Genomic DNA, 20,985 nt, shown 5'->3' on the forward strand with positions numbered 1-20,985 from the left:
CGGAGATCTTGCAACGTCGCGAGACCAGTTCGCGGCGTTCAGGTGGAAAGGAGCGGACCTTGCCAGGCCGCTCATCGAAGGGGCCTTGCCAGGCCCCTTTTTCTTTGAATCATTTATGTCAATGCGAAGGTAGGCTGAACCCATGCTCGAGGATCTGCCCAGGCTTCTGGAAGAACTTGAAATCCGGATCGCAGCCGCAGGCGATCTGCGTGAACTCGAGGATACCCGCGTTGCCCTGATCGGCAAGAAAGGCCGGGTCACCGAACTGGCCAAGCGGCTGGGTCAACTCGATCCAGCGGAGCGGCCCAGGGCAGGACAGGCGATCAACGAGTTCAAGCGTGCCATCGAAACCTCGATCCTGCAACGCCGCGACCAGCTGGCCGAGGCTGCGCTTGAGGCAAGGCTGCTGGCCGAGCGAGTGGACGTTACATTGCCATCACGCTCCCGCCCGCATGGTCATATCCACCCCGTAAGCCAGGTGACCGATGAGATCATCGCCATTTTCGCGGACATGGGCTTTGCGGTTGCCGAAGGGCCGGATGTCGAGGATGATTTTCACAATTTTACCGCGCTGAATTTTCCGCCGGAGCATCCCGCGCGAGCCATGCACGACACGTTCTTTCTTCGCCCCGACGCGCAGGGAGAGGCACCGCTGTTGTTGCGAACGCACACCAGTACCGTGCAAATTCGCCACATGATGGCCAACAAGCCGCCCCACCGCATCATTGCCCCGGGACGGACCTATCGTTGCGACAGCGACGCGACCCATACGCCGATGTTCCACCAGGTGGAAGGTCTGGTCATCGATCGTCGTTCCCACATGGGGCATCTCAAGGGCTGTCTGATCGACTTCCTGCGAACGTTCTTCGAGCGCGATGACGTGCCCGTGCGCTTCCGTCCGAGCTTCTTTCCATTTACCGAGCCCTCGGCGGAAGTCGATATCGGCTGCCGGCGAACCAGGGATGAGCTCATCATCGGCGAAGGTGACGACTGGCTGGAAATTCTCGGTTGTGGCATGGTTCATCCTCGCGTGCTCGAAGCGGTCGGGCTGGATCCGGCCGAGTGGCAGGGCTTCGCCTTCGGCATGGGGATCGACCGGGTTGCCATGCTGAAATACGGCATTCCCGATCTGCGCACCTTCTTCGACGGCGATATCGGCTGGCTGGAGCATTACGGCTTCGCCCCGCTCGATCTGCCCACCACTTACAACGGTCTGTCGCGATGAAGTTCACCCTGCCCTGGCTCAAGGAGCATCTCGAGACCGAGGCTTCGCTTGAGACAATCACGGAAAAGCTTACCAGTCTCGGTCTTGAGGTCGAGGATGTCGTTGACCGCACGAGCGCGCTGGCGCCATTCACGGTCGCTCATGTCAAGGAAGCGGTTCAGCATCCCAACGCCGACCGGCTACGCCTTTGTACGGTGGAAACCAGGGATGGCATCAAGCAGATCGTCTGTGGCGCTCCCAATGCGCGAACCGGGCTCACCGGCATCTATGCTCCCACCGGCTCTGTCATCCCTGCAACCGGCGATGTTCTCAAGCCGTCGAATATCCGTGGCGTCGAAAGCCAGGGCATGCTTTGTTCCGCGCGCGAGCTGGGAATTGGCGACGAGCACGATGGTATCATCGAGCTCGTCGAACCGTTTGCGGTCGGTACGCCGGCCGTCGAAGCCCTCGGCATCGAAGGCCCTGCGATCGATGTGGCGCTTACCCCGGACCGCGCCGATTGCTTTGGTATCCGCGGTATCGCCCGCGACCTGGCGGCAAGCGGCATGGGGAAGCTGAAACCACTCCCGATCGACAAGGTCCCCTCATCGGGAGCGCCCGGCCCCTCGATCCGCTTCGATTTCCCGCAAGGGGCGGAGAACGCCTGTCCGTTGTTCGCCGGAAGGCTGATCCGCGGCGTGAAAAACGGTCCCAGTCCGGCATGGATGCGGGAACGGCTGATGGCCGTCGGCATGCGTCCCATTTCAGCCCTGGTCGACATCACCAACTACGTCACCATTGCGTTGAACCGCCCGTTGCACGTTTTCGATGCGGACAAGCTCGAAGGCGACCTCACCCTGCGGTTCGCCCGCGAAGGGGAAACCCTGTCGGCGCTCGACGAGAAGACCTACGAACTCGACGCGGACATGACCGTCATCGCCGACAAGAACGGTCCGCAGGCGCTCGGTGGCATCATGGGTGGCGAGGAGAGCGGCTGTTCCGAAGAGACGGCCAACGTCTTGCTCGAAGTGGCCCTTTTCGATCCCGTGCGAACGGCCATGACCGGGCGCAAACTCGGCATCGACAGCGATGCGCGGACCCGCTTCGAGCGCGGTCTCGATCCGGCCTTCGTTCCGGATGCCGTCGAATTCGCTACCCGTTTGATCCTCGACCTCTGCGGTGGAGAACCGGCGGAACCGACCATCATCGGCGAGATACCGCCATCCATGCCGGCGATCACCTTCCATGCCGACCAGCTGGAACGCCTTGCCGGCATCACCATGTCGAGCGAGCAGATCGAATCCCGGTTGACGGCATTGGGGTTCGATCTCGAAGGCGGTCCCCAGGTGTGGAAGGTGCAGCCACCGAGCTGGCGCCATGACGTCTACACCCAGGCCTGCATCGTCGAAGAGCTCGCACGCATGCTGGGCTTCGATCACATTCCACCCGAACCGGTGCGACGGACCGAGGCCGTGGGTGTCGGCGTGCTCACCATGGCCCAGCGTCGCCGCAGCGACATGCGCCGCGGGGTGGCCAATCAGGGACTGAACGAAACCGTGAGTTGGTCGTTCATCTCGGAAGACCATGCTCGGATGTTCGGCTCTGACCTGCCCATTCGGCTACAGAATCCCATTGCCAGCGAACTTTCCGTATTGCGCCCGTCGCTGCTGCCGGCGCTGCTGTCAGCCGCCGCACGCAATGCGGCACGCAAGCGTTCGAGCGGTGCGCTGTTCGAGCTGGGCCCGCGCTTTACCGGTAATCGCCCCGGCGATCAGCTCTGGTCCGTTGCCGGTCTCCGTTATGGCGATGCGACAGGCCGGGAATGGTCGCAATCGCGCCGTCCGTCCGATGTGTTCGATGCCAAGGCGGACGCCACCGAGGCCCTTGCGGCTGCCGGCGTGCGCGTCGATGCACTCCAATGCCGTGCCGAAGCACCATCCTGGTATCACCCGGGCCGTTCAGGTGTGCTGGCGCTGGGCCCCAATGTTCTCGCGACATTCGGAGAACTTCACCCTCGCGTGGCCGCCGCCTTCGATCTCGACGCACCCGTGGCAGCATTCGAGATCGACATCGACACCTTGCCCAGGGCAAAGGCGAAACCGGGCAAGGCACGTCCGGCGCTGGAGCGGTGGCCATATCCGGCCGTGGAACGCGATTTTGCATTCCTTGTCGATCGCGGGGTGACGGCTGCCGAACTCCTGCGGGCGATTCGGGCCGCCGACAAGCAGCTTATCCGCGATGCCCACCTGTTCGACGTCTATGAGGGCGACCGCATCGACGCCGACAAGAAGTCGCTGGCCGTGGCGGTCCGGTTGCAGTCGAAGGACCGCACACTGAGCGATGCGGAAGTGGAACCGATTTCCACAAAGATCGTCCAGGCGGCCGAAAAGCAATGCGGAGCCAGCCTGCGCTGATGATGATGCCAGCGAGGCGAGTGAATCGTCGCAGCTGCGGGATTATCCGGGTTGTGACGCCCCTTGCCCGGCATTGTCGTGAGACACTTGCATTTGTCGTGCACATCCGCCAAGGGCACGGTTGCACCGGCAGTGCAGTCCAAGGGAACACCCCCACTCGATGACCGACCTCTCCCATATCCGCAACTTTGCCATCGTCGCCCATATCGACCATGGCAAATCGACGCTTGCCGACCGCCTTATCGAAATGTGCGGCGGTCTGGAAGCGCGCGAGATGAAGTCGCAGATTCTCGATTCGATGGATATCGAGCGCGAGCGCGGCATCACTATCAAGGCCCAGACGGTCCGGCTGCTCTATTTGGCAAAGGATGGACAGCGCTATACCTTCAACCTTATCGACACTCCCGGCCATGTCGATTTCTCCTATGAAGTCAGCCGCTCGATGCGTGCCTGCGAAGGCGCCCTGTTGCTGGTGGACGCAAGTCAGGGTGTCGAGGCACAGACCTTGGCGAATGCCTATCAGGCCATCGATGCCGACCTCGAAATCGCCCCCGTTCTCAACAAGGTCGATCTCCCGGCAGCCGAACCGGAGCGCATCCGCCAGCAGATCGAGGACATCATCGGTCTCGACGCCTCGGATGCGCTTGAAATCTCGGCCAAGACCGGTCTCGGCGTCGAGGCGGTGCTCGAAGCCATCGTCCACAAGCTGCCGGCACCGACAGGCGATGCGGATGCCCCGTTGCAGGCCCTCATCGTCGACAGCTGGTACGATGCCTATCTGGGTGTGGTGACCCTCATCCGTGTACGGCACGGACGGATCCGCAAGGGTTCGAAGCTGATGATGATGGGAACCCGTGCGCATCATCAAGTGGACCGAGTCGGCGTGTTCACTCCCAAGCCCCTCCTTGTCGACGAGCTCGGCCCGGGCGAAGTGGGTTTCATAACCGCCTCGGTCAAGGACATCGCCGATACCCGCGTGGGCGATACCATCACCGAGGAGAAGCGCCCCGCCGATAGTCCGTTGCCGGGTTTCAGACCATCGCAGCCGGTGGTGTTCTGCGGCATGTTCCCCGCCGATGCTTCCGACTACGACACCCTGCGCGACGCGCTCGGCAAGCTGCGTCTCAACGATGCAAGTTTCGAATACGAGCCCGAGAGCTCGTCGGCCCTCGGTCTCGGATTCCGCTGCGGTTTCCTTGGCTTGCTGCATCTGGAAATCATCCAGGAACGGCTCGACCGGGAGTTCGATCTCGACCTCGTACTCACGGCCCCCTCCGTGGTCTACAAGATGCACTTGCAAAAGGGGACAACGGTCGACCTCCACAACCCGGCCGACTATCCCGATCCCACGCAGATCAAATCGCTGGAGGAACCGTGGATCAAGGCCACGATCCTCGTGCCCGACGAATATCTGGGGAAGGTGCTCGACCTCTGCACGGAAAAGCGTGGCGTACAGATCGAACTCACCTATGTCGGCCAGCGAGCCATGCTGGTCTACCGTTTGCCGCTGAACGAGGTTGTCTACGATTTCTACGACCGGCTCAAATCGGCCACCCGTGGCTATGCCAGCTTCGACTACCAGCTGGACGGCTATGGCGAGAGCGATCTCGTCAAGTTGTCCGTCCTTGTCAATAACGATCCCGTGGACAGCCTTGCCCTGATCGTCCACCGTTCCATGGCCGAAAAGCGGGGCCGCGCGTTGTGCGAGAAGTTGAAGGAACTCATTCCACGCCAGATGTTCAAGATCGCCATTCAGGCGGCGATCGGCGGCAAGGTGATCGCCCGAGAGACCATTTCGGCATTCCGCAAGGACGTGACGGCCAAGTGTTACGGAGGCGATATTACCCGCAAGCGCAAACTTCTCGAAAAGCAGAAAGCCGGCAAGAAGCGGATGCGCAATATCGGCAATGTCGAAATTCCCCAGGAAGCGTTCCTCGCTGCATTGAAAATGGACAATTGACCCTTCCCCGGCAAGGACGGGAGAAATTCATCGCATGTTCCACACAGCCGTGATGGCCCCGCCGATTGAGCGCGCGTCTTCACCGCTCAGGCAATCTCACCTGATCGGGAAATGCCCTAGAATGGCAGGGTCACGGCGACAATGGCCGGGAGAAGCCCCGCCTTGGCCACGGCTATCAGGGCAACCTGGGTAAGAGCGATACCTGTCGCGACATGCCCCCACATCCGCAGCTCCCGTCCTGGGGTTATCCACGGATTATGGCCTGCACACCTTAACAACAGGTTGACGAATGCCCGGACAGACGCGGCCGGCGTTTATTCCCTGCCCTGTTCAATCGCGAGCAAAAGCGGCGGAACCATGAGGGGAGCGAAAGGAAGGACCGCCTTGACAGAGGACTCGGAATAGGCGTTTTCGGCATCGAGAATGTTGATGGTGCCCAGCACGTTACCGTTCCAGCGCACCGGCAGGTTGATGGCCGAACCGCAGCCGAGGCTTTTGATGAGTTCATGATCGAAGAAGGCCCAGGCAATGTCTTCGTGGGTCCGCCCCAGCCATGGCTGTGCCTTGACCAGCACCTGCTCGCCCCAGCCGCTGAGGTTGCTTGGGGTCTTGCGTCCGCCGACCGGGTAGGCTTCCGGCTCGCTGGTATAGATGCGCACAGATTCGTTGGTGTCGACATCGCGACAAAGGACCGTAAACAGGCGGCAGCCGATCCGCTGCCGAACGATGGCCGCAAGCCCGTCGAAGGCCGCGGTGGGCTGGTTCGCGTCCGCGAGAGCATCGCCGAGTTGAAGCAGCAAGGGTTCAAGACTGTCATGTGTCATGGAGTCGTTCCTCTGTTGGAAAGCCCGACATCCGCGCTGCGCAAGGGACGTTCAGGCAACAATCCCCTGGGCCGGACGCGCATGGAGACGATCAGGAGCATGCCCACGGTGATCTCGCGCAGGGCCGCGACCTGGGTACCGGAGAGGTCTGGCAACAGGTCACCGAGAAGGCGGCTGCCTTCAAGGACCGCAACAACCACGATCGAGCCGAGTACGGCGCCGATCATGTTGCCGGGCCCGCCGACCGTGAGAGCGAGAAAGATGTAGATGGTGATCAGGGGACGAAAGACGTCGGGAGCGATGTAGCTGTTGTAGTGGCCGAAGAGCGCACCGGCGAAGCCCAGCAAGGCAGCACTCAGGGTGAATGCCTGAAGCCGCAGGCGACGGATCGGCTTTCCGGCAACGGCGGCGATGGTGTCGTCGTCGCGGATGGCGCGCAGGGCCCGCCCCATGGGGCTCAGGGCGAGGCGGCGAAGAAAAAGGACCGTGACGAGCATGACGATCAGTGCAAGGATCGCAAATCCGATGTTGAATTCCATCGGGGTGAGAAGGCCGCGACCCGGCATGGGAATGTTGGAGATACCGTCGGCTCCCCGGGTGAGCCATGTCTCATTGGTAGCAACCAGGCGGACGGACTCGGCAAAGCCGAGCGTAATGATGGCCAGATAGTCGCCGCGCAGGCGCAGGGTGACGGCGGCAAGCAGCAGGCCGAAGGCTCCGGCGAAGACAAAGCCGAGCACCATCCCGACGGGTACCGGCAGCCCACCCGAGGTCGTCGCAATCGCACTTGCATAGGCTCCAAGCGCAAAGAAGCCGGCAAGACCCAGATTGACCATGCCGGTCAGCCCCCAGGCAAGGTTGAGCCCCAGCGCAAGCAGGGCATAGATACCGGTCGTGACGGCAAGGGAGGCAAGATAGCTGCTCATGGACGCCGTGCTCCGAACAGGCCTTCGGGCTTCAGGGTAAGAACCAGCAAGATTGCCAGGAACCCTATCGAACTCTTGTAGGTGGGATCGAGAATGGCCAGCGACAGTTCCTCACCGATCCCTATGACAAAGGCACCGGCCACGGCTCCGGGAATGCTGCCGAGACCGCCGACAACCGCAGCCGCGAAAATCGAAAGGATGAAACGAAAGCCGGTCAACGGATCGATCGCGGTCCCCAGTCCCTGCAGGACCCCGCCAATGCCGACGAGCCCCATCGCAATGAAGGTCGTGAGCCGCACGACAGTCTGCGACGGGATACCCTTCAACTGCGCCAGATCAGGATTGTCCGCGACCGCACGCATGGCCTTGCCCCAGCGACCGAAACGCAGGAAGGCAAAGAGTGCCGCCATGACGACAACGCTGAGGATCAGGTTTTCGACCTGCTGCGGACCGACGCGGATCATGCCGAATCGCCAGTCGCGGAGAATTGGCAGGTCGTAGCCGCGCAGGTCATTGCCGAAGATGAAGCGTACGATATTCTCAAGGACGATCGTGAGGGCAATCGACGCAATGGCCGTGGTAAGCGCACCATGCGGACGCATCGGCTGGAGCACGAGCATGTCACTCGCGACACCGACCGCGCCCGCGACAAGGAATGCCACCAAGACCGATGCAATGACCGGCAAGCCGAGATGGACATTGACGACGAAGGCCGCGAACGCACCGATGGTGGCCATTGAGGCAACGGAGAAGTTGGGGAACCGCATTACGGCGAAGATGGTGGTGAAACCGATCGCCGGCAACGCAAGCAGGCTGCCGAACAGGATGCCGTTGACGATGTATTGCGGAACGAGTTCCATGGTTCCCTGTTGCCACCCGGTCAATGAAGAAGGCAGGCACGGGACCAGGCCCGTACCTGCGGGGCCTCGTCAGATACGCTCAAAATCGACGGCCTTGCCGCCCTCGATGCGCTTGAACAGGAAGTTGGTCTTGGTGATGTCACCGATATCCGTGAAATCGCATGGTCCGCTGGCTCCCGAATAATTGACCGACCCGCCGCCCGCGAGGATGGAGATGCCATCGACGGCATTGTCTACCGTCTCGCCATCGCCCTGGCTGATCTTGCGGACATTGTCGCGAATGTCCGGGCCCTTGGCCGAACCCGCGGACTGGATGGCGAGCATGCACAAGCTGGCATGGTCGTAAGTCTGGGCGGAGTAGGGATCGACGGTATCGACGCCAAGGATCGCCTTGACCCTCGCGTAGGCACCCGACTCGATGTCCGGAGTGCCTTCCCAAGTGAATACGCCTTCGATGACCTCCGGCGGCAGGGCGTCAATCAGCGACTGGTTCACCGCATAGGCCGGACCGATGATCCTGCCATCGTAGCCAGCCTGATAGAGGTCGCGCAGCAGCACCGTTGAATCGGCGACATAGCCCCCCAGAAGGATGAAGTCCGGACTCTCCGCGAGGACCCGGTCAACCTCGGAACGGTAACTGGTCTTGTCGGCCTCGTAGATCAGTTCGATTGTCTCGATACCGTTCTTTTCGCCAGTTTCGCGGGTCACGGCGATGGACTCCGCCGCGAACGGCGTCTGCGGGCCGACCCATCCGAACTTCGTACCTCCCTGCGCAACCATGAAATCGGCCGCGACGGAAATCTGCAGATGACTGTTGGGTTGCGTTCTGATGATGTATCCTTGATGGGGCAGAAGCGTGATCGAATCCGAACCGGAAACGGTGAACAGCATCACCCCGCTTTCCCAGCAGACCGGTGCCACGGCCGTCGTCACCGACGAGGCCCATGTCCCCATGATTGCCGAAACGCCATCGAGGTCGATCAGCTTGCGCGCCGCGCGCACGGCTGCCTCCGGATTGGTCTGGGTATCTTCGGATACCAGCTCGACTTCCCGGCCGATGACACCGCCGGCCTCATTGACGCTCGCGATGACGCCCGCAATGGCATCGCGCATCGACGGTCCGTAGGTACCGCCGACACCGGTAAGCGGCGTAAGGCTGCCAACCTTGATGGGGCCGTCCTGGGCCAGCGCCAGACGCGGCATCGAGGCCGCTGCCAGTCCCATCGTGCCCGTCGCGAGCATGCTCCGCCTGGTCAGGCCAACCGATGTTCTCTTCATGTTCCAACTCCACAGTTCCGGGTGATGCCGAGACTATATATTAAGTTTATTTTCCTAGGAAGATTTTTCTGATCTCGGGATCCTCCCGGATGCTCGAAGCAGTTCCCGAGCGCGCGTTTCGGCCATCGACGAGCAGAAAGGCGTCATCCGCACGCTTCAGGGCCGCCATCGCATTCTGTTCCACCATCGCGATCGCAACGCCCGTCCGTTTGATGGCATCCACCGTGTCAAACAGTTCCTGGGCAGCGACCGGGCTCAGCCCGGCAGTCGGCTCGTCAAGCAGGAGAACGCGGGGGCGGGTCATCATGGCCATGGCCATGGCCAGAACCTGGCGCTGGCCGCCGGACAGACTGCCTGCGGTCTGACGACGTCGTTGCGCCAGTAACGGGAACTGTTCGCAGAGCTCCGCCTGCCGCTCGCGAACGCTGGCAGGTGTCAGCCATCCTCCCATTTCAAGATTCTCGGCGACGGTCATCGAAGCGAAGATATTCGCCTCCTGGGGAACAAAGCCTATTCCCTTCCCGGCAATCTCGCGGGGTGAGCAGGAATCGATCCGCTCGCCGTCGAAAGTGATCGAACCGGCCTGCACCCGCACCAGACCGACAATGGCCTTGAGCAAGGTCGACTTGCCCGCACCGTTGGGGCCGATGATGACAACCATGCGCTGCGGCTCGATCGTCAGATCCACGCCCTTGAGAATGTGATCGGCCGCAGTATACCCTCCCTCAAGCCCCCTGACCTCGATCCGGCTCATGATACCATCTGTCCAAGATAGGCGTCCTGGACCTCGCGGTTGGAGGTAATCTCGGCAAAGCTGCCGCACATCAGATCGCGTCCCTCGGCCATGACAACCACCGGGTCGCACAAGGTCGCCACGGTGTCCATGTCGTGCTCGACCACGAGGAAGGTCAGACCGCCATTGCGCAGGTCGAGCAGTACTTCGGCGATCTCGCGCGCCAGTCCGGGATTGACCCCGGCCACCGGCTCGTCGAGCAGGATCAGCCGCGGTTCGGCCATCAGCGCCCGGCCGATTTCAAGCAACTTCTTCTGGCCACCCGAGAGAGCCGTGGTCAGATTGTCCAGATGGCGGTCGAGCCTCAGCCGTTCGGCAACGGCCCTGGCCCGGGCGGCAATCTGGCGATCCTCGCTTCGCCATCGCTGCGGGTGGAAAAGGGCATTCTGCAGGATATCGCCAGACTGATTGCGCGCATAGAGCATCAGGCTTTCGAGGACCGTCAACGAGGGAAAGCCGCGGGCGATCTGGAAGGTGCGGGTCAGGCCGATGCCGGCGATCTCCTCGGGCCGCCGGCGGGTGATATCGATACCATCGAAGGCCACCCGGCCCGAATCCGGCCGCAACGTCCCCGACAGGATGTTGAACATCGTCGTCTTGCCGGCTCCATTGGGGCCAATCAGGCCGGTGATGCTTCCCTCCTCGACGTGGAGACTGGCATCGACGACCGCTTGGACACCGCCAAAGCTCTTCGCGACATGATCGGCCGACAGCAATGCAGCCAAGAAACCGCCCTCTTCATGACCGGTCCGCAACGGCCGTGCGATGCCGACTTGCGAACGCTCCCCTTTTCAGCGCCGCGCAGGGAGTTTACCCTGCCACCGCTTGCTGCCAATCAGCTAAAGCCATATTCCGGAAACGATCAAGAGCGGATCCATGCAACAGGCCCCGGCCCTCCCGGTCACGATTCTCACAGGCTTTCTCGGCGCCGGAAAGACGACCCTGCTCGGCCGGATCCTTGCCGACCCGCAAGGTGTACGTTTCGGTGTGCTGGTCAACGATTTCGGTGCGATCAACATCGATGCCGATCTTGTCGCCGAGGCCGCATCGGATCGCATTTCCCTGGCCAATGGCTGTGTATGCTGTTCCATTCGCGATGATCTTATCGAGGCCGTCCGTCAGTTGCTCGACGCCGCCGAACCACCGGATCATATCCTCATCGAGGCCAGCGGCGTATCGCGACCGCTGGCCATCGTCGATGCGCTCGAACAACCGGGACTTGCCGACCGGCTGCGGCTGGATGGAATCTTCGGCCTGATCGATGCCGCCCACTTCGGCGATCTCGATTTCGCCGATACCGAACTCGCCATGGACCAGGCATTCAGCTCCGATATCGTGGTTCTCAACAAGACCGACCTTGTTGGCGAGACCGGACTGGAGCACATCGAGGAGACGTTGCGCGGGGCCATGCCCCGGATGCGGATCGTGCGCACCGAGCATGCGTCCCTTCCCCGCGACCTCCTGTTCGGTCCGACACGACTGGGCCGCCGCGACAGCGATCACGGACACGACCAGGATCACCACCACCATGACCACGACGCCGCGTTCAGTTCATGGTCATGGACGACAAGCCAACCCATCGCCGCCGCGGATTTCCGCGAAGCCATGCGCCAGTTGCCCACCGTTCTCCTGCGTGCCAAGGGCATTCTCGACCTCGACGGCCGCCGGGCCGTCTTCCAGCTGGTCGGCAAGCGCAAGGAGCTGCAGTTCGAGGAAGGCGAAGCGCCAAATCGAAGCCAGTTCGTCGCCATTGCCCGCAAGGACATTCTTCCCGATGGCTGGATGGAAGACCTTTTCACGACGATCTTGAAAACGACACAATCAACCGCTTGACGACGGTCTCCAACTCCGTTTTGTTCGATTGCGGCTGGGGACGTCATGTTGGGGAGCAGACGTGGAGCAATATCTGTTCAGGAATGTCAATCTGCTTGATCCCAGGCGGGATGAGCTGATCGAGGGACACGAATTGCTGGTTGAAGGCGACCGCATTTGCGAGGTTTCCGGAAAACCGATCAGGTCGGGAAATGCGCAGGTCGTCGATGGGGGCGGTCGGACACTGATGCCGGGGCTGATCGATTCTCACGTGCATGTTGTCCTCAGTGAAGTTTCCATTCCCAAGCTGGAGGCCATGCCGCTGACGCTGATGACCGCCAAGGCCATGGCGTCGATGCGTGGCATGATCGACCGCGGTTTCACCTCCGTGCGCGACACCGGCGGTGCGGACTGGGGCATCAAGGCTGCTGTCGACCAGGGGCTGTTTCCCGGGCCGCGATTGTTCATCGCCGGCCAGGCCATCGGCCCGACTGGTGGCCACAGCGACCCCCGCCGGCGCACGGACACGGCAGGCACACGCTGCCATTGCTGCAATGCGATGGTCTTCTCGATGGGCCTCGCCGACGGCATCGCCGAAGTTCAGCGGGCCGTGCGCGAGCAGATGCGGCAGGGCTGCGACCAGGTGAAGATCATGATGTCGGGTGGCGTGGCCTCACCCTATGATCCCCTCGACTCGATGCAGTTCTCCGAGGGGGAAGTGCGTGCCGCCGTGGAGGAAGCCCACGCTTTCGGCCGCTATGTCTGCGCCCACGCCTATTCGCCCGAGGCCATCCAGCGCGCCGCGCGTTGCGGTGTCCGCACCATCGAGCACGGCAATCTCATTGATGAGACCAGTGCCGCAATGATGGCAGAGAACGACATGTTCCTCATCGCCAATCTCGTCACCTATTACGAGATGAAGAACAGGGCGGCGGAATTCGGCATGTCGGCGGAAAGCCTGCAGAAGAACGACATGGTGATCGATGGCGGCCTGCGCTCGCTGGAGATATGCAAGCGTGCGGGCGTACCGGTCGCCTACGGCACCGACCTGCTGGGCCAACTCCAGGGAGAGCAGTCGGGCGAGTTCGGGCTGCGCTCGCAGGTGCTGAGCCCGATGGAGATCATCCGCCAGGCCACGCTGATCGGTGCACAGGTGCTGCGTCAAGAGGGTATGCTCGGCTGCCTGGATGCCGGGGCTTTCGCCGATCTTCTGCTCATCGATGGCGATCCGCTGCGGAACCTCGACCTGTTCACGGGTCAGGGTCGCCATATGTCGATGATCATGAAGGGCGGCCAGATGCACAAATGCACCCTGCATTGAGGTTGCCGTGATGATCAGACTGACCAATCTGCAATTGCTCGATCCGGCGACCTCAGACGAACTGCAAGGTGGCTACGAGATCGTCATCGAGGGCGACCGCTTCAAGGAAGTCAGCGACCGGCCGGTCCGCGTGGCTGATGCCCTCGTGCTCGACTGCGGCGGCCGGGTGGTGATGCCTGGCCTCATCGACTGCCATGTCCATTGCATGCACAGCGAGGTGTATACCCGCCGGCTTGAGGAAGTGCCGCTGACATTGGCCACCGCCCGGGCAGCGGTGCGCCTGCGTTCGATGCTCGATCGTGGCTTTACCACGGTACGCGATACCGGCGGCACGGATTGGGGGGTGAAATCCGCCATCGAGCAAGGTCTCATCGAGGGGCCGAGACTGTTCATCGCCAATCGCTCCATCGGTCCCACCGGTGGCCATTCCGATGGACGGGCACGAACCAATCCCGGCTACAATTGCCTGTGCTGCACGACCCAGGCGTTCCTGCGGATCATGGCCGATGGCGTGGACGAGGTGCGCAAGGTTGTCCGCGAGCAGATGCGGCAAGGCTGCGACCATGTGAAGATCATGGTTTCCGGCGGGGTGGCTTCGCCCTATGACCCGCTGGACAGCCTGCAATATTCCATTCCCGAGATCCAGGCGGCCGTCGAGGAAGCCGAGGCATTTGGACGTTATGTGCTGGCCCATGCCTACAGCGCCGAGGCCATCGACCGCGCGGTGTCCAATGGTGTTCGCACCATTGAGCACGGCAATCTGATCGACCAGCAGCGCGCCGACCTCATGGCGGAGAAAGGAGCCTATCTGGTCGCCAATCTCGTTGCCTATGTCGCCATGAGCGAACGCGCGAAGGGCTACGGAATGCCCGACGAAATGCTGGAAAAGAACGCGGCGGTGCTCGAAGGCGGTTACAAGTCGCTCGAATATTGCCGCAATGCCGGCGTCAAGGTCGCCTATGGCTCCGATCTTCTGGGCGATCTGCTGGACGAGCAGAGCCGCGAGTTCTCCATCCGCCGCGAGGTTCAGCCGGCGATCGAAGTGATTCGCTCCGCAACGACGATTGCCGCGGAAGTGATTCGCCGTCCGGGCAAGCTCGGCACGATTGCACCGGGCGCCTGGGCCGATCTTGTCGTTGTCGACGGCAATCCACTCGACGACATCCACCTGCTCGAAGGTCAGGGACGGCACATGCCAGTGATCATGAAGGGCGGGCGGTTCCACAAGAATCGCCTGAGTTGAGATGGCGGCGACCGTCCTCGATCAGCGACGTCTGGGTCGGTGGGCCCTCAATCTCGCGGCGACCGTCAGTTTCATCTTCATTCTGCTGCCACTGATCTTCGTCACCTGGCTGTCGTTCTATGCCCAGGAAATTCCCTCCTACCCTCCGGAGGGCTATTCGCTGCAATGGTACGGGGCAATTGTCGGCAATGACCGATTCATTTCCGGATTGCTCCTCAGCATCCAGCTCGGCGTGATGGCAACCGCCATCGGTCTTTGCGTCGGCGTGCCGGCTGCCCTGTGCATCTCGCATTTCCGTTTTCACGGCCGCGAGATGCTCAACAATCTGCTGCTGCTGCCGCTGATGGTGCCGGGTGTGGTCCTCGGCACGGCCATCTACGTCTTCCATGTCGAGACCGAAATCGCCACGGGATTGCCGATCCTGGGATCGTTTGCCGGTCTGGTATGGGGACATGTGCTGGTCACGATTCCGTGGATCGTGAGACTGGTCACGACCAGCCTTGCCGGCTTCGACCGCACGCTGGAGGAGGCGGCACAGAACCTCGGCGCCAATCCCTGGATCACCTTCCGACGAATCACGCTGCCGGCCATCCTGCCCGGTATCGTCGCCGGTGCGATGTTCGGCTTCGTCTCCTCCTTCGGCAATCTGGAGATGTCGCTGTTCCTCGTCGGGCCGGGCCGCACCACCCTGCCCATCGCCATCCTGCAATACCTGCAGTGGAAGATCGATCCGACCATTGCCGCGATCTCCGTGGTGCAGATCGTCCTGGTGGCCGCGGCCATGCTGATAACCGATCGTTTCGTCAAGATAAGCCGGGTGGTCTGATGGCACGTCTCGTTCTCGACAAACTGACCAAGCGCTACGGGGATTTCGAGGCGACACGCGATGTCACCATCGATGTGCCACAGGGCGAATTTCTCGTCCTTCTGGGGCCTTCGGGGTGCGGCAAGACCACGACGCTGCGGATGATCGCCGGCTTCATCGAGCCCACTTCGGGCAGCGTGCATCTGGGCGACCGCGACATCACGCGGCTTCCGCCGTGGAAACGCAATACCGGGCTGGTATTCCAGAGTTACGCGCTGTTCCCGCATCTTACCGTCAACCAGAACGTCGCCTTCCCGCTGGAGATGCGCGCGGTCGGCCAGGCAGAAACCGAACAGAGAGTGGCGGAAGCGCTCAAGCTGGTGCGCCTCGATCATCTGGGCGACCGCTTGCCCCGCCAGCTTTCCGGCGGCCAGCAGCAGCGCGTGGCCCTGGCCCGTGCCCTCGTCTTCCACCCCGATGTGCTGCTGCTCGACGAACCCCTGTCCAATCTCGATGCGAAACTGCGCCAGGAGGTCCGGGTCGAAATCCGCGAATTGCAGCGCGATATCGGCATTACCACGGTGATGGTCACCCACGACCAGGAAGAAGCGCTGACCATGGCCGACCGGCTCATCGTGATGAGCGAAGGGCGCGTCCGCCAGATCGGCACGCAGCGCGATCTCTACGAACGCCCCGCCAACCGGTTCGTCGCCGGCTTTGTCGGCCGCGGCAGTTTCCTGGAAGGAACCGTCACCGCTCCCGGTCTGTTCAGGACGACGGCCGGCCTCGACATCCGGTGCGACCATGGAACGACGGGCCCCGCCGTAATGGCACTGCGTCCGGAACGGGTCATGGTCCAGCCGGTCAATGCCGACAACAGTTTTTCTGCACGGGTGGAGTTTGTCTCCTATATGGGCGGACTCATCGACGTTCATGCCCGCTTGCCCGCCGGGGAACAGGTCATCGCCCAGATCGCCAACACGGAGGACACGGTGACCCCGGGTGTGGGTGACGAGATTCGTCTCGGCTGGTCGAGCAAGGCCGCCTTTGTCTTCCCTGCCGAGAAGGCCTCATGACCGGGAATGGACCAAAAGAGTAGTATCGGAATCAAGGAGAAGAAGACCATGTTCCGAAGAATTTCCACATCGCGCCGCCATATCCTTCAGGGAATGGGCGGGCTGGCCGCAGCGGGTTCCCTCGCCATGCCGTTCGGCGCTCGCGCCCAGTCGAAGGGCCGCATCGTTGTCGGCACCTGGGGTGGCGACTATGCGCGGCTGCTGCGCAAGAACATCGAGGAGCCGATCCTGGTCCCCGAGGGCTGGGAGGTCATCCAGGATCAGGCGGGCGATCCGGAGCGCCGCGCCAAGATGGCCGCGGAGCGGCGTTTGCCGCGCGGCACCACCGACATCCAGGGGCTCAGCGCGGTCAACATGTATCAGGTCCTCAGCCAGGGCCTGAGCCAGACCATCGACTATGACCGCATGTCGAACGGTGCCAATATCCTGCCTGCCCTGAAATATGATTTCGGCGTGGCCCATATCTATTCTGGCATGGTGGCGGTGTACAACCCCGACAAGATGGATGCACCAAAGAGCTATGCGGAAGTCTTCGATCCCAAATGGGGCGATCGGCTGGGGTTCATCGACATCCAGTACCAGTACACCCAGACCGCGGCAGCACTGGCAGCCGGCAGCACGCCTTCGGACCTCACACCGGGGCACAAGGTCCTCATGGATACCCGCAAGGCCGGTGCCCGCGTCTATCCCACGAACGAGGCCTTTGCTCAGGGGCTGAAGACCGAGGAGATCGACATCGGCATCATGTGGAAGGCCCGCACGGTGCAATGGCAGAATGCCGGCATCAATGTCCGCTCCGCGGTTCCTTCCGAGGGGGCGCTCGCCTATGTATCAGGTTTTTCCATTCCGGCGAACGCACCCAATCTCGACGGCGCCTATGCCTATCTGGACGCCATGCTGTCTCCTTCCGCACAGGAGAATTTCGCCATCGACATGGGTTACAATCCGACGGTCACCAATGCCGAAGTCGCTCCCGACCTCAATGAGCGCATCGGCTTCACGCCGGAGCAACGCGACGCACTGGTCAATCTCGACTATGCCTATATGGCGGAGAACGACGTCGCGCTGAAGGAATGGTGGGACAAGGACTTCAAGGGCTGAGGTCTTTTTCCATTCGTCCCGGACAACGTTTTCGCAGGAGGATGTCCGGCGGGATGGCAGTCCGGAGCGGTCTGTCTGCACCGGCCAGACGATCGTTCCGGCGTTTTCCCCGATCCGGAGGCAGACGGGAGCTGTATTGGCATGGCAGGCACGGTCATCGATGAACGCATGAAGGGAACTCCGCTGACGGCCGCGGCCCTGATCGGCCCGGCCTCCCTGATGACCATTCTGGGCCTCGTTTTCCCCGTCTTGATGCTGCTGCGCTACAGCTTCGACCTGTACGACCCCAAATTGTTCATGATCGAAACGGTATCGCCGGACAACTACATCAAGTTCTTCACCGATTCCTATTATCTGGGCGTTTTCTTCACCACGATCGGCGTCGCCATGCTCTGCACGCTGGTCTGCCTGATCATGGGCTTCCCGCTGGCCTATGTGCTCGCGCGCACGCAGAGCCGCTTCAAGAACGTCATGATCATGCTGGTGGTCATGCCGCTCTTCGTCGGCAATGCCGTTCGTGCGGCAGGCTGGATGACACTGTTCGGCAGCCGCGGCTTCCTCAGTGTCTCACTCATGGATCTGGGTATCACCACCGCTCCTACCGAGATCATGTTCACCACCACCGCCGTGGTTGTCGGCATCATCGCGGTCAACCTGCCCTTCATGGTTCTGACCCTGCAGAGTGTCATCGAGGGCATCGACCGGTCAATGGAGGAAGCGGCCTTCTCGCTGGGCGCACCGCCGGCCACCATGTTCCGCCTTGTCCTCTGGCCGCTCGCCCTGCCCGGCATCATCGCCGGCACCATCCTCACCTTCATCCTCGGCATGAACGCCTATGCCACGCCGGTGCTGCTGGGCGGCCCCGAATTCAAGATGATGGCGCCACTGGTGTTCGGTCAGTTCCAGTTGAACAACTGGCCCTTTGGCGCGGCCGTCGCCTTCATCCTGATGACAACGACACTTTCCCTGACGGCTTTTTCCGCGTTCTGGATGCAAAAACGCTATGGTCGCTGATGACTTGCTCGTCAGCGGAAATCTTCAGGAGCTGTCATGGCTGCCAATCCTGTGAGTGGCATCGTCCCCACCGCCATTCTCGCCGCCGGTATCGCCCTTGCCGGCTGGTGGATCGGCGATGGGTTCATCGAAAGCCGCAGGGGTGACCGGGTGGTCGCGGTCAAGGGGCTGGCTGAACGCAATGTGGTTGCCGACACGGCCATCTGGTCGTTGCGGTTCGTCACCAGTGGCGACGATCTCGACACGGTGCGGGCCGGCATCAACCGAAATGAGCACTCCGTGCGGCAGTTCCTTGCCCGTCACGGGCTGAATGACGGCACCATCCGCGCCCGGACTCTCGATGTACGGGACCTTCGCGCCGATCCCTACAGGTCGGGACCGATTGAAAGCCGCTTCATCGTCGCCATGACGCTCACAGTCCGCAGCCCGGATGTGTCGCTGGTCGAGGATGCCGCCGCCGCGATGCCGGAACTCCTGGCCGAAGACGTGGTGATTGCCTCCGACATGGGCCCCCAGAGCTCGCAGCCGATCTACCTGTTCACCCGGCTGAACGATTTGAAGCCGGAACTGATCGCCGAGGCCACCGCCAATGCACGGGCGGCGGCCCTTCAGTTCGCCGGGGATTCCGGCAGTACGGTCGGGCCGATCATCCATGCCAACCAAGGCATCATCCAGATTCTCCCGCGCGACAACGCGCCCGGTCTCAGTGCCGACAACCAGATCGACAAGATCCTGCGCGTCGTCTCGACCGTCAATTACCGACTGGTGGACTGACCGCGCGAGCCATCTGTGCTGAGGCACGATGGCCCGAACGGCAAGCCTGTGCAGCCACAGCCTGCCCGCCTGCCATCGGTCAAATGGGAGGCTGCTGGATGGCCAGCGCCAGCTCGTCCATGTCTCCCTCAAGCTGGCGCAACCCTCCCTCGCCCTCGACGGACCGGATCTCCCCGTCATTGTCGGCATCGAAGCCGATGACGATGTGGTCGGCCTGGCTCTTGAGTTCGACAACCAGTGCTCCAGCGTCGGCATCATCCGTAGTCGAGCGAATTTCTTCGGCAAGCGACAATGCCTTGTCGGCCCAACCCTTGACGTTTTCCGAATTGGCAAGGACACCATTCGCCAGATTGATCACCTCGGCATCGGCCTGCGGTTCGGCCATCGCCAGCCGGACCCGCGTGACGATACCGTCCATGGCATGCTGGAGCCCGAACCCCATGCCCGGACCACTTTCCACCTGGGATGGATCAATGGCATGAATGACATGCAGCGCATGTAGCTGCATGGCATCGAGATCACCGCGATTCTGAACCGCCAGCCCTGCATGCAGCTTGGCGATGGTCCCCTCGGCGACCGCAATGGGCAGGAAACCTCGACCATCCGGAGTTTCCTGCGAATGCGAGAGTATTTCTGCAACGAGACTATCAATCCCGGGCTCGGACGCCAGTTCCGAATCCCTGCCGGCGCAGGCGGTCATCAGCAATGTTGTGCTGACGAGACATCGTCCGAGCTTGCGCATTCCCGATTTCCCCAAGGTCGCTGCTCCGGGTGTCCGGCAACAGCCTCCTTCATTCGCCTTCGTTGGGGATGTTGATAACAAGACCACAATGTTTGCAATGCACCGCATCGGGATCATGTCGAAGTAATCCGCAATTGTCGCAGCGGAACCGCACCTTTGCCGGCCTGAAGATGGTCTGCACGAGTCGAAGGAACAGCGAAATGCCGAAAATCATGATGAGCACGGCGAGCAGGCGGCCGAACTGCCCCACAAGGGTGATATCACCGAATCCTGTCGTTGTCAGAGTGGTGATGGTGAAATATAGCGCATCGATATAGTCGTTTATGGCCGGATTGTCGCCAACCTGACTGACATAGACAATCGCCGTGCAGATAAAGATGAACACCGCAAGATTGACGACACTCTGGATCAAATCCTCATTGCGCCGCACCCATGGCGAAGATTGCCGCAGGAGTCCGAGTACATGGTAGGAACGCAACAGGCGAATGGCCCGCAATATACGCAAAAATGCGAAATTCCCTGTGAGAGCAGGAATAATCAGCGAAACGATGACGATCAGATCGGCAATGGTCGTCACGCTCCACAGATAGCGCCATCGGGTTTGCGCAATCGTGAAGCGGGCGAGGAAATCGAGGGTCAGCGGTATGGCGATGAGAAGATCGACAATGATGACCCATGGCGCATCGTGGATAAATGACACCACGAGAAAAAATGCGATGGTGAGAAAATCGAACAGCAGAAGCCCATACTGGAATACGGCGGACCGTCGACCCGATCCGCGATAGAGTTCCATCAACACGCGACGCAGTCGAGCATATCGGCCATGCATGGAATGGGC

Annotated in this window: 19 protein-coding genes; 11 read left to right on the forward strand and 8 right to left on the reverse strand. The window is 61.6% G+C overall.

Annotated features, from left to right (window positions below):
- Positions 1-142: 142 nt before the first annotated feature.
- From pheS to lepA, 3 genes are all read left to right on the forward strand, one after another.
- Positions 143-1,225 carry a phenylalanine--tRNA ligase subunit alpha gene (pheS, locus tag H6851_17330; protein MCB9945367.1) on the forward strand — a complete coding sequence of 361 codons (1,083 nt, stop codon included), beginning with the start codon at positions 143-145 and terminating at the stop codon, positions 1,223-1,225.
- Positions 1,222-3,618, forward strand: coding sequence for a phenylalanine--tRNA ligase subunit beta (locus H6851_17335; GenBank protein MCB9945368.1), 2,397 nt, complete (start codon positions 1,222-1,224; stop codon positions 3,616-3,618). The genes pheS and H6851_17335 overlap by 4 nt, the downstream gene beginning before the upstream one ends.
- 160 nt (positions 3,619-3,778) lie before the next feature.
- Positions 3,779-5,578 carry an elongation factor 4 gene (lepA, locus tag H6851_17340; GenBank protein MCB9945369.1) on the forward strand — a complete coding sequence of 600 codons (1,800 nt, stop codon included), beginning with the start codon at positions 3,779-3,781 and terminating at the stop codon, positions 5,576-5,578.
- Positions 5,579-5,892: 314 nt separating this feature from the next.
- On the opposite strand, the gene H6851_17345 is transcribed toward lepA, so the two are convergent.
- The 6 genes from H6851_17345 to H6851_17370 all read right to left on the reverse strand — a co-directional run bounded on the left by H6851_17345 (position 5,893) and on the right by H6851_17370 (position 10,984).
- Entirely contained in the window at positions 5,893-6,402 is a 510-nt protein-coding gene (locus H6851_17345; protein MCB9945370.1) for a GAF domain-containing protein, read from the reverse strand.
- On the reverse strand, positions 6,399-7,328 hold the full coding sequence (locus tag H6851_17350; GenBank protein MCB9945371.1) for a branched-chain amino acid ABC transporter permease: 930 nt from the start codon (positions 7,326-7,328) through the stop codon (positions 6,399-6,401). The genes H6851_17345 and H6851_17350 overlap by 4 nt, the downstream gene beginning before the upstream one ends.
- Complete coding sequence (locus H6851_17355) at positions 7,325-8,188, reverse strand: branched-chain amino acid ABC transporter permease (GenBank protein MCB9945372.1); 864 nt, start codon at positions 8,186-8,188, stop codon at positions 7,325-7,327. Before H6851_17355 ends, H6851_17350 begins: the two co-directional genes overlap by 4 nt.
- 69 nt (positions 8,189-8,257) lie before the next feature.
- Entirely contained in the window at positions 8,258-9,430 is a 1,173-nt protein-coding gene (locus H6851_17360; protein ID MCB9945373.1) for an ABC transporter substrate-binding protein, read from the reverse strand.
- A gap of 82 nt (positions 9,431-9,512) precedes the next feature.
- Positions 9,513-10,220, reverse strand: a complete 708-nt coding sequence (locus H6851_17365; GenBank protein ID MCB9945374.1) for an ABC transporter ATP-binding protein — start codon at positions 10,218-10,220, stop codon at positions 9,513-9,515.
- Positions 10,217-10,984 (reverse strand): ABC transporter ATP-binding protein, encoded by a 768-nt coding sequence (locus H6851_17370; protein ID MCB9945375.1) that lies wholly within the window; start codon positions 10,982-10,984, stop codon positions 10,217-10,219. The genes H6851_17365 and H6851_17370 overlap by 4 nt, the downstream gene beginning before the upstream one ends.
- A gap of 151 nt (positions 10,985-11,135) precedes the next feature.
- Here H6851_17370 and H6851_17375 point away from each other — a divergent pair, with 151 nt between their 5' ends.
- The 8 genes from H6851_17375 to H6851_17410 all read left to right on the forward strand — a co-directional run bounded on the left by H6851_17375 (position 11,136) and on the right by H6851_17410 (position 19,405).
- Entirely contained in the window at positions 11,136-12,092 is a 957-nt protein-coding gene (locus H6851_17375; GenBank protein ID MCB9945376.1) for a GTP-binding protein, read from the forward strand.
- 61 nt (positions 12,093-12,153) lie between these two features.
- Complete coding sequence (locus H6851_17380; protein ID MCB9945377.1) at positions 12,154-13,392, forward strand: amidohydrolase family protein; 1,239 nt, start codon at positions 12,154-12,156, stop codon at positions 13,390-13,392.
- A gap of 10 nt (positions 13,393-13,402) precedes the next feature.
- Complete coding sequence (locus H6851_17385) at positions 13,403-14,635, forward strand: amidohydrolase family protein (protein ID MCB9945378.1); 1,233 nt, start codon at positions 13,403-13,405, stop codon at positions 14,633-14,635.
- Between the two features lies 1 nt (position 14,636).
- A complete protein-coding gene (locus tag H6851_17390; GenBank protein ID MCB9945379.1) occupies positions 14,637-15,461 on the forward strand; it encodes an ABC transporter permease in 825 nt (274 codons plus the stop codon).
- Complete coding sequence (locus H6851_17395; GenBank protein MCB9945380.1) at positions 15,461-16,516, forward strand: ABC transporter ATP-binding protein; 1,056 nt, start codon at positions 15,461-15,463, stop codon at positions 16,514-16,516. Before H6851_17390 ends, H6851_17395 begins: the two co-directional genes overlap by 1 nt.
- A 48-nt stretch (positions 16,517-16,564) precedes the next feature.
- Complete coding sequence (locus H6851_17400) at positions 16,565-17,617, forward strand: extracellular solute-binding protein (GenBank protein ID MCB9945381.1); 1,053 nt, start codon at positions 16,565-16,567, stop codon at positions 17,615-17,617.
- A gap of 168 nt (positions 17,618-17,785) precedes the next feature.
- Positions 17,786-18,631 carry an ABC transporter permease gene (locus H6851_17405; protein MCB9945382.1) on the forward strand — a complete coding sequence of 282 codons (846 nt, stop codon included), beginning with the start codon at positions 17,786-17,788 and terminating at the stop codon, positions 18,629-18,631.
- A gap of 36 nt (positions 18,632-18,667) precedes the next feature.
- Positions 18,668-19,405, forward strand: coding sequence for an SIMPL domain-containing protein (locus tag H6851_17410; GenBank protein MCB9945383.1), 738 nt, complete (start codon positions 18,668-18,670; stop codon positions 19,403-19,405).
- 79 nt (positions 19,406-19,484) lie between these two features.
- On the opposite strand, the gene H6851_17415 is transcribed toward H6851_17410, so the two are convergent.
- Both H6851_17415 and H6851_17420 read right to left on the reverse strand, forming a co-directional pair.
- Positions 19,485-20,147, reverse strand: coding sequence for a hypothetical protein (locus tag H6851_17415; protein MCB9945384.1), 663 nt, complete (start codon positions 20,145-20,147; stop codon positions 19,485-19,487).
- Between the two features lie 49 nt (positions 20,148-20,196).
- Positions 20,197-20,976, reverse strand: a complete 780-nt coding sequence (locus tag H6851_17420) for a potassium channel family protein (GenBank protein ID MCB9945385.1) — start codon at positions 20,974-20,976, stop codon at positions 20,197-20,199.
- Positions 20,977-20,985: the final 9 nt, after the last annotated feature.

This window comes from Geminicoccaceae bacterium (assembly GCA_020638465.1).
Classification (GTDB): domain Bacteria; phylum Pseudomonadota; class Alphaproteobacteria; order Geminicoccales; family Geminicoccaceae; genus JAGREO01.

Bases quoted from the DNA above. Each gene is read 5' to 3' on its own strand.
- H6851_17395 (MCB9945380.1), top strand. From the start codon at position 15,461: ATGGCACGTCTCGTTCTCGACAAACTGACCAAGCGCTACGGGGATTTC.
- H6851_17355 (MCB9945372.1), bottom strand. From the start codon at position 8,188: ATGGAACTCGTTCCGCAATACATCGTCAACGGCATCCTGTTCGGCAGC.
- H6851_17365 (MCB9945374.1), bottom strand. From the start codon at position 10,220: ATGAGCCGGATCGAGGTCAGGGGGCTTGAGGGAGGGTATACTGCGGCC.
- H6851_17360 (MCB9945373.1), bottom strand. From the start codon at position 9,430: ATGCTCGCGACGGGCACGATGGGACTGGCAGCGGCCTCGATGCCGCGT.
- H6851_17375 (MCB9945376.1), top strand. From the start codon at position 11,136: ATGCAACAGGCCCCGGCCCTCCCGGTCACGATTCTCACAGGCTTTCTC.
- pheS (MCB9945367.1), top strand. From the start codon at position 143: ATGCTCGAGGATCTGCCCAGGCTTCTGGAAGAACTTGAAATCCGGATC.
- H6851_17410 (MCB9945383.1), top strand. From the start codon at position 18,668: ATGGCTGCCAATCCTGTGAGTGGCATCGTCCCCACCGCCATTCTCGCC.
- H6851_17405 (MCB9945382.1), top strand. From the start codon at position 17,786: ATGAAGGGAACTCCGCTGACGGCCGCGGCCCTGATCGGCCCGGCCTCC.
- H6851_17335 (MCB9945368.1), top strand. From the start codon at position 1,222: ATGAAGTTCACCCTGCCCTGGCTCAAGGAGCATCTCGAGACCGAGGCT.
- H6851_17415 (MCB9945384.1), bottom strand. From the start codon at position 20,147: ATGCGCAAGCTCGGACGATGTCTCGTCAGCACAACATTGCTGATGACC.
- H6851_17350 (MCB9945371.1), bottom strand. From the start codon at position 7,328: ATGAGCAGCTATCTTGCCTCCCTTGCCGTCACGACCGGTATCTATGCC.
- H6851_17390 (MCB9945379.1), top strand. From the start codon at position 14,637: ATGGCGGCGACCGTCCTCGATCAGCGACGTCTGGGTCGGTGGGCCCTC.
- H6851_17420 (MCB9945385.1), bottom strand. From the start codon at position 20,976: ATGCATGGCCGATATGCTCGACTGCGTCGCGTGTTGATGGAACTCTAT.
- lepA (MCB9945369.1), top strand. From the start codon at position 3,779: ATGACCGACCTCTCCCATATCCGCAACTTTGCCATCGTCGCCCATATC.
- H6851_17345 (MCB9945370.1), bottom strand. From the start codon at position 6,402: ATGACACATGACAGTCTTGAACCCTTGCTGCTTCAACTCGGCGATGCT.
- H6851_17400 (MCB9945381.1), top strand. From the start codon at position 16,565: ATGTTCCGAAGAATTTCCACATCGCGCCGCCATATCCTTCAGGGAATG.
- H6851_17385 (MCB9945378.1), top strand. From the start codon at position 13,403: ATGATCAGACTGACCAATCTGCAATTGCTCGATCCGGCGACCTCAGAC.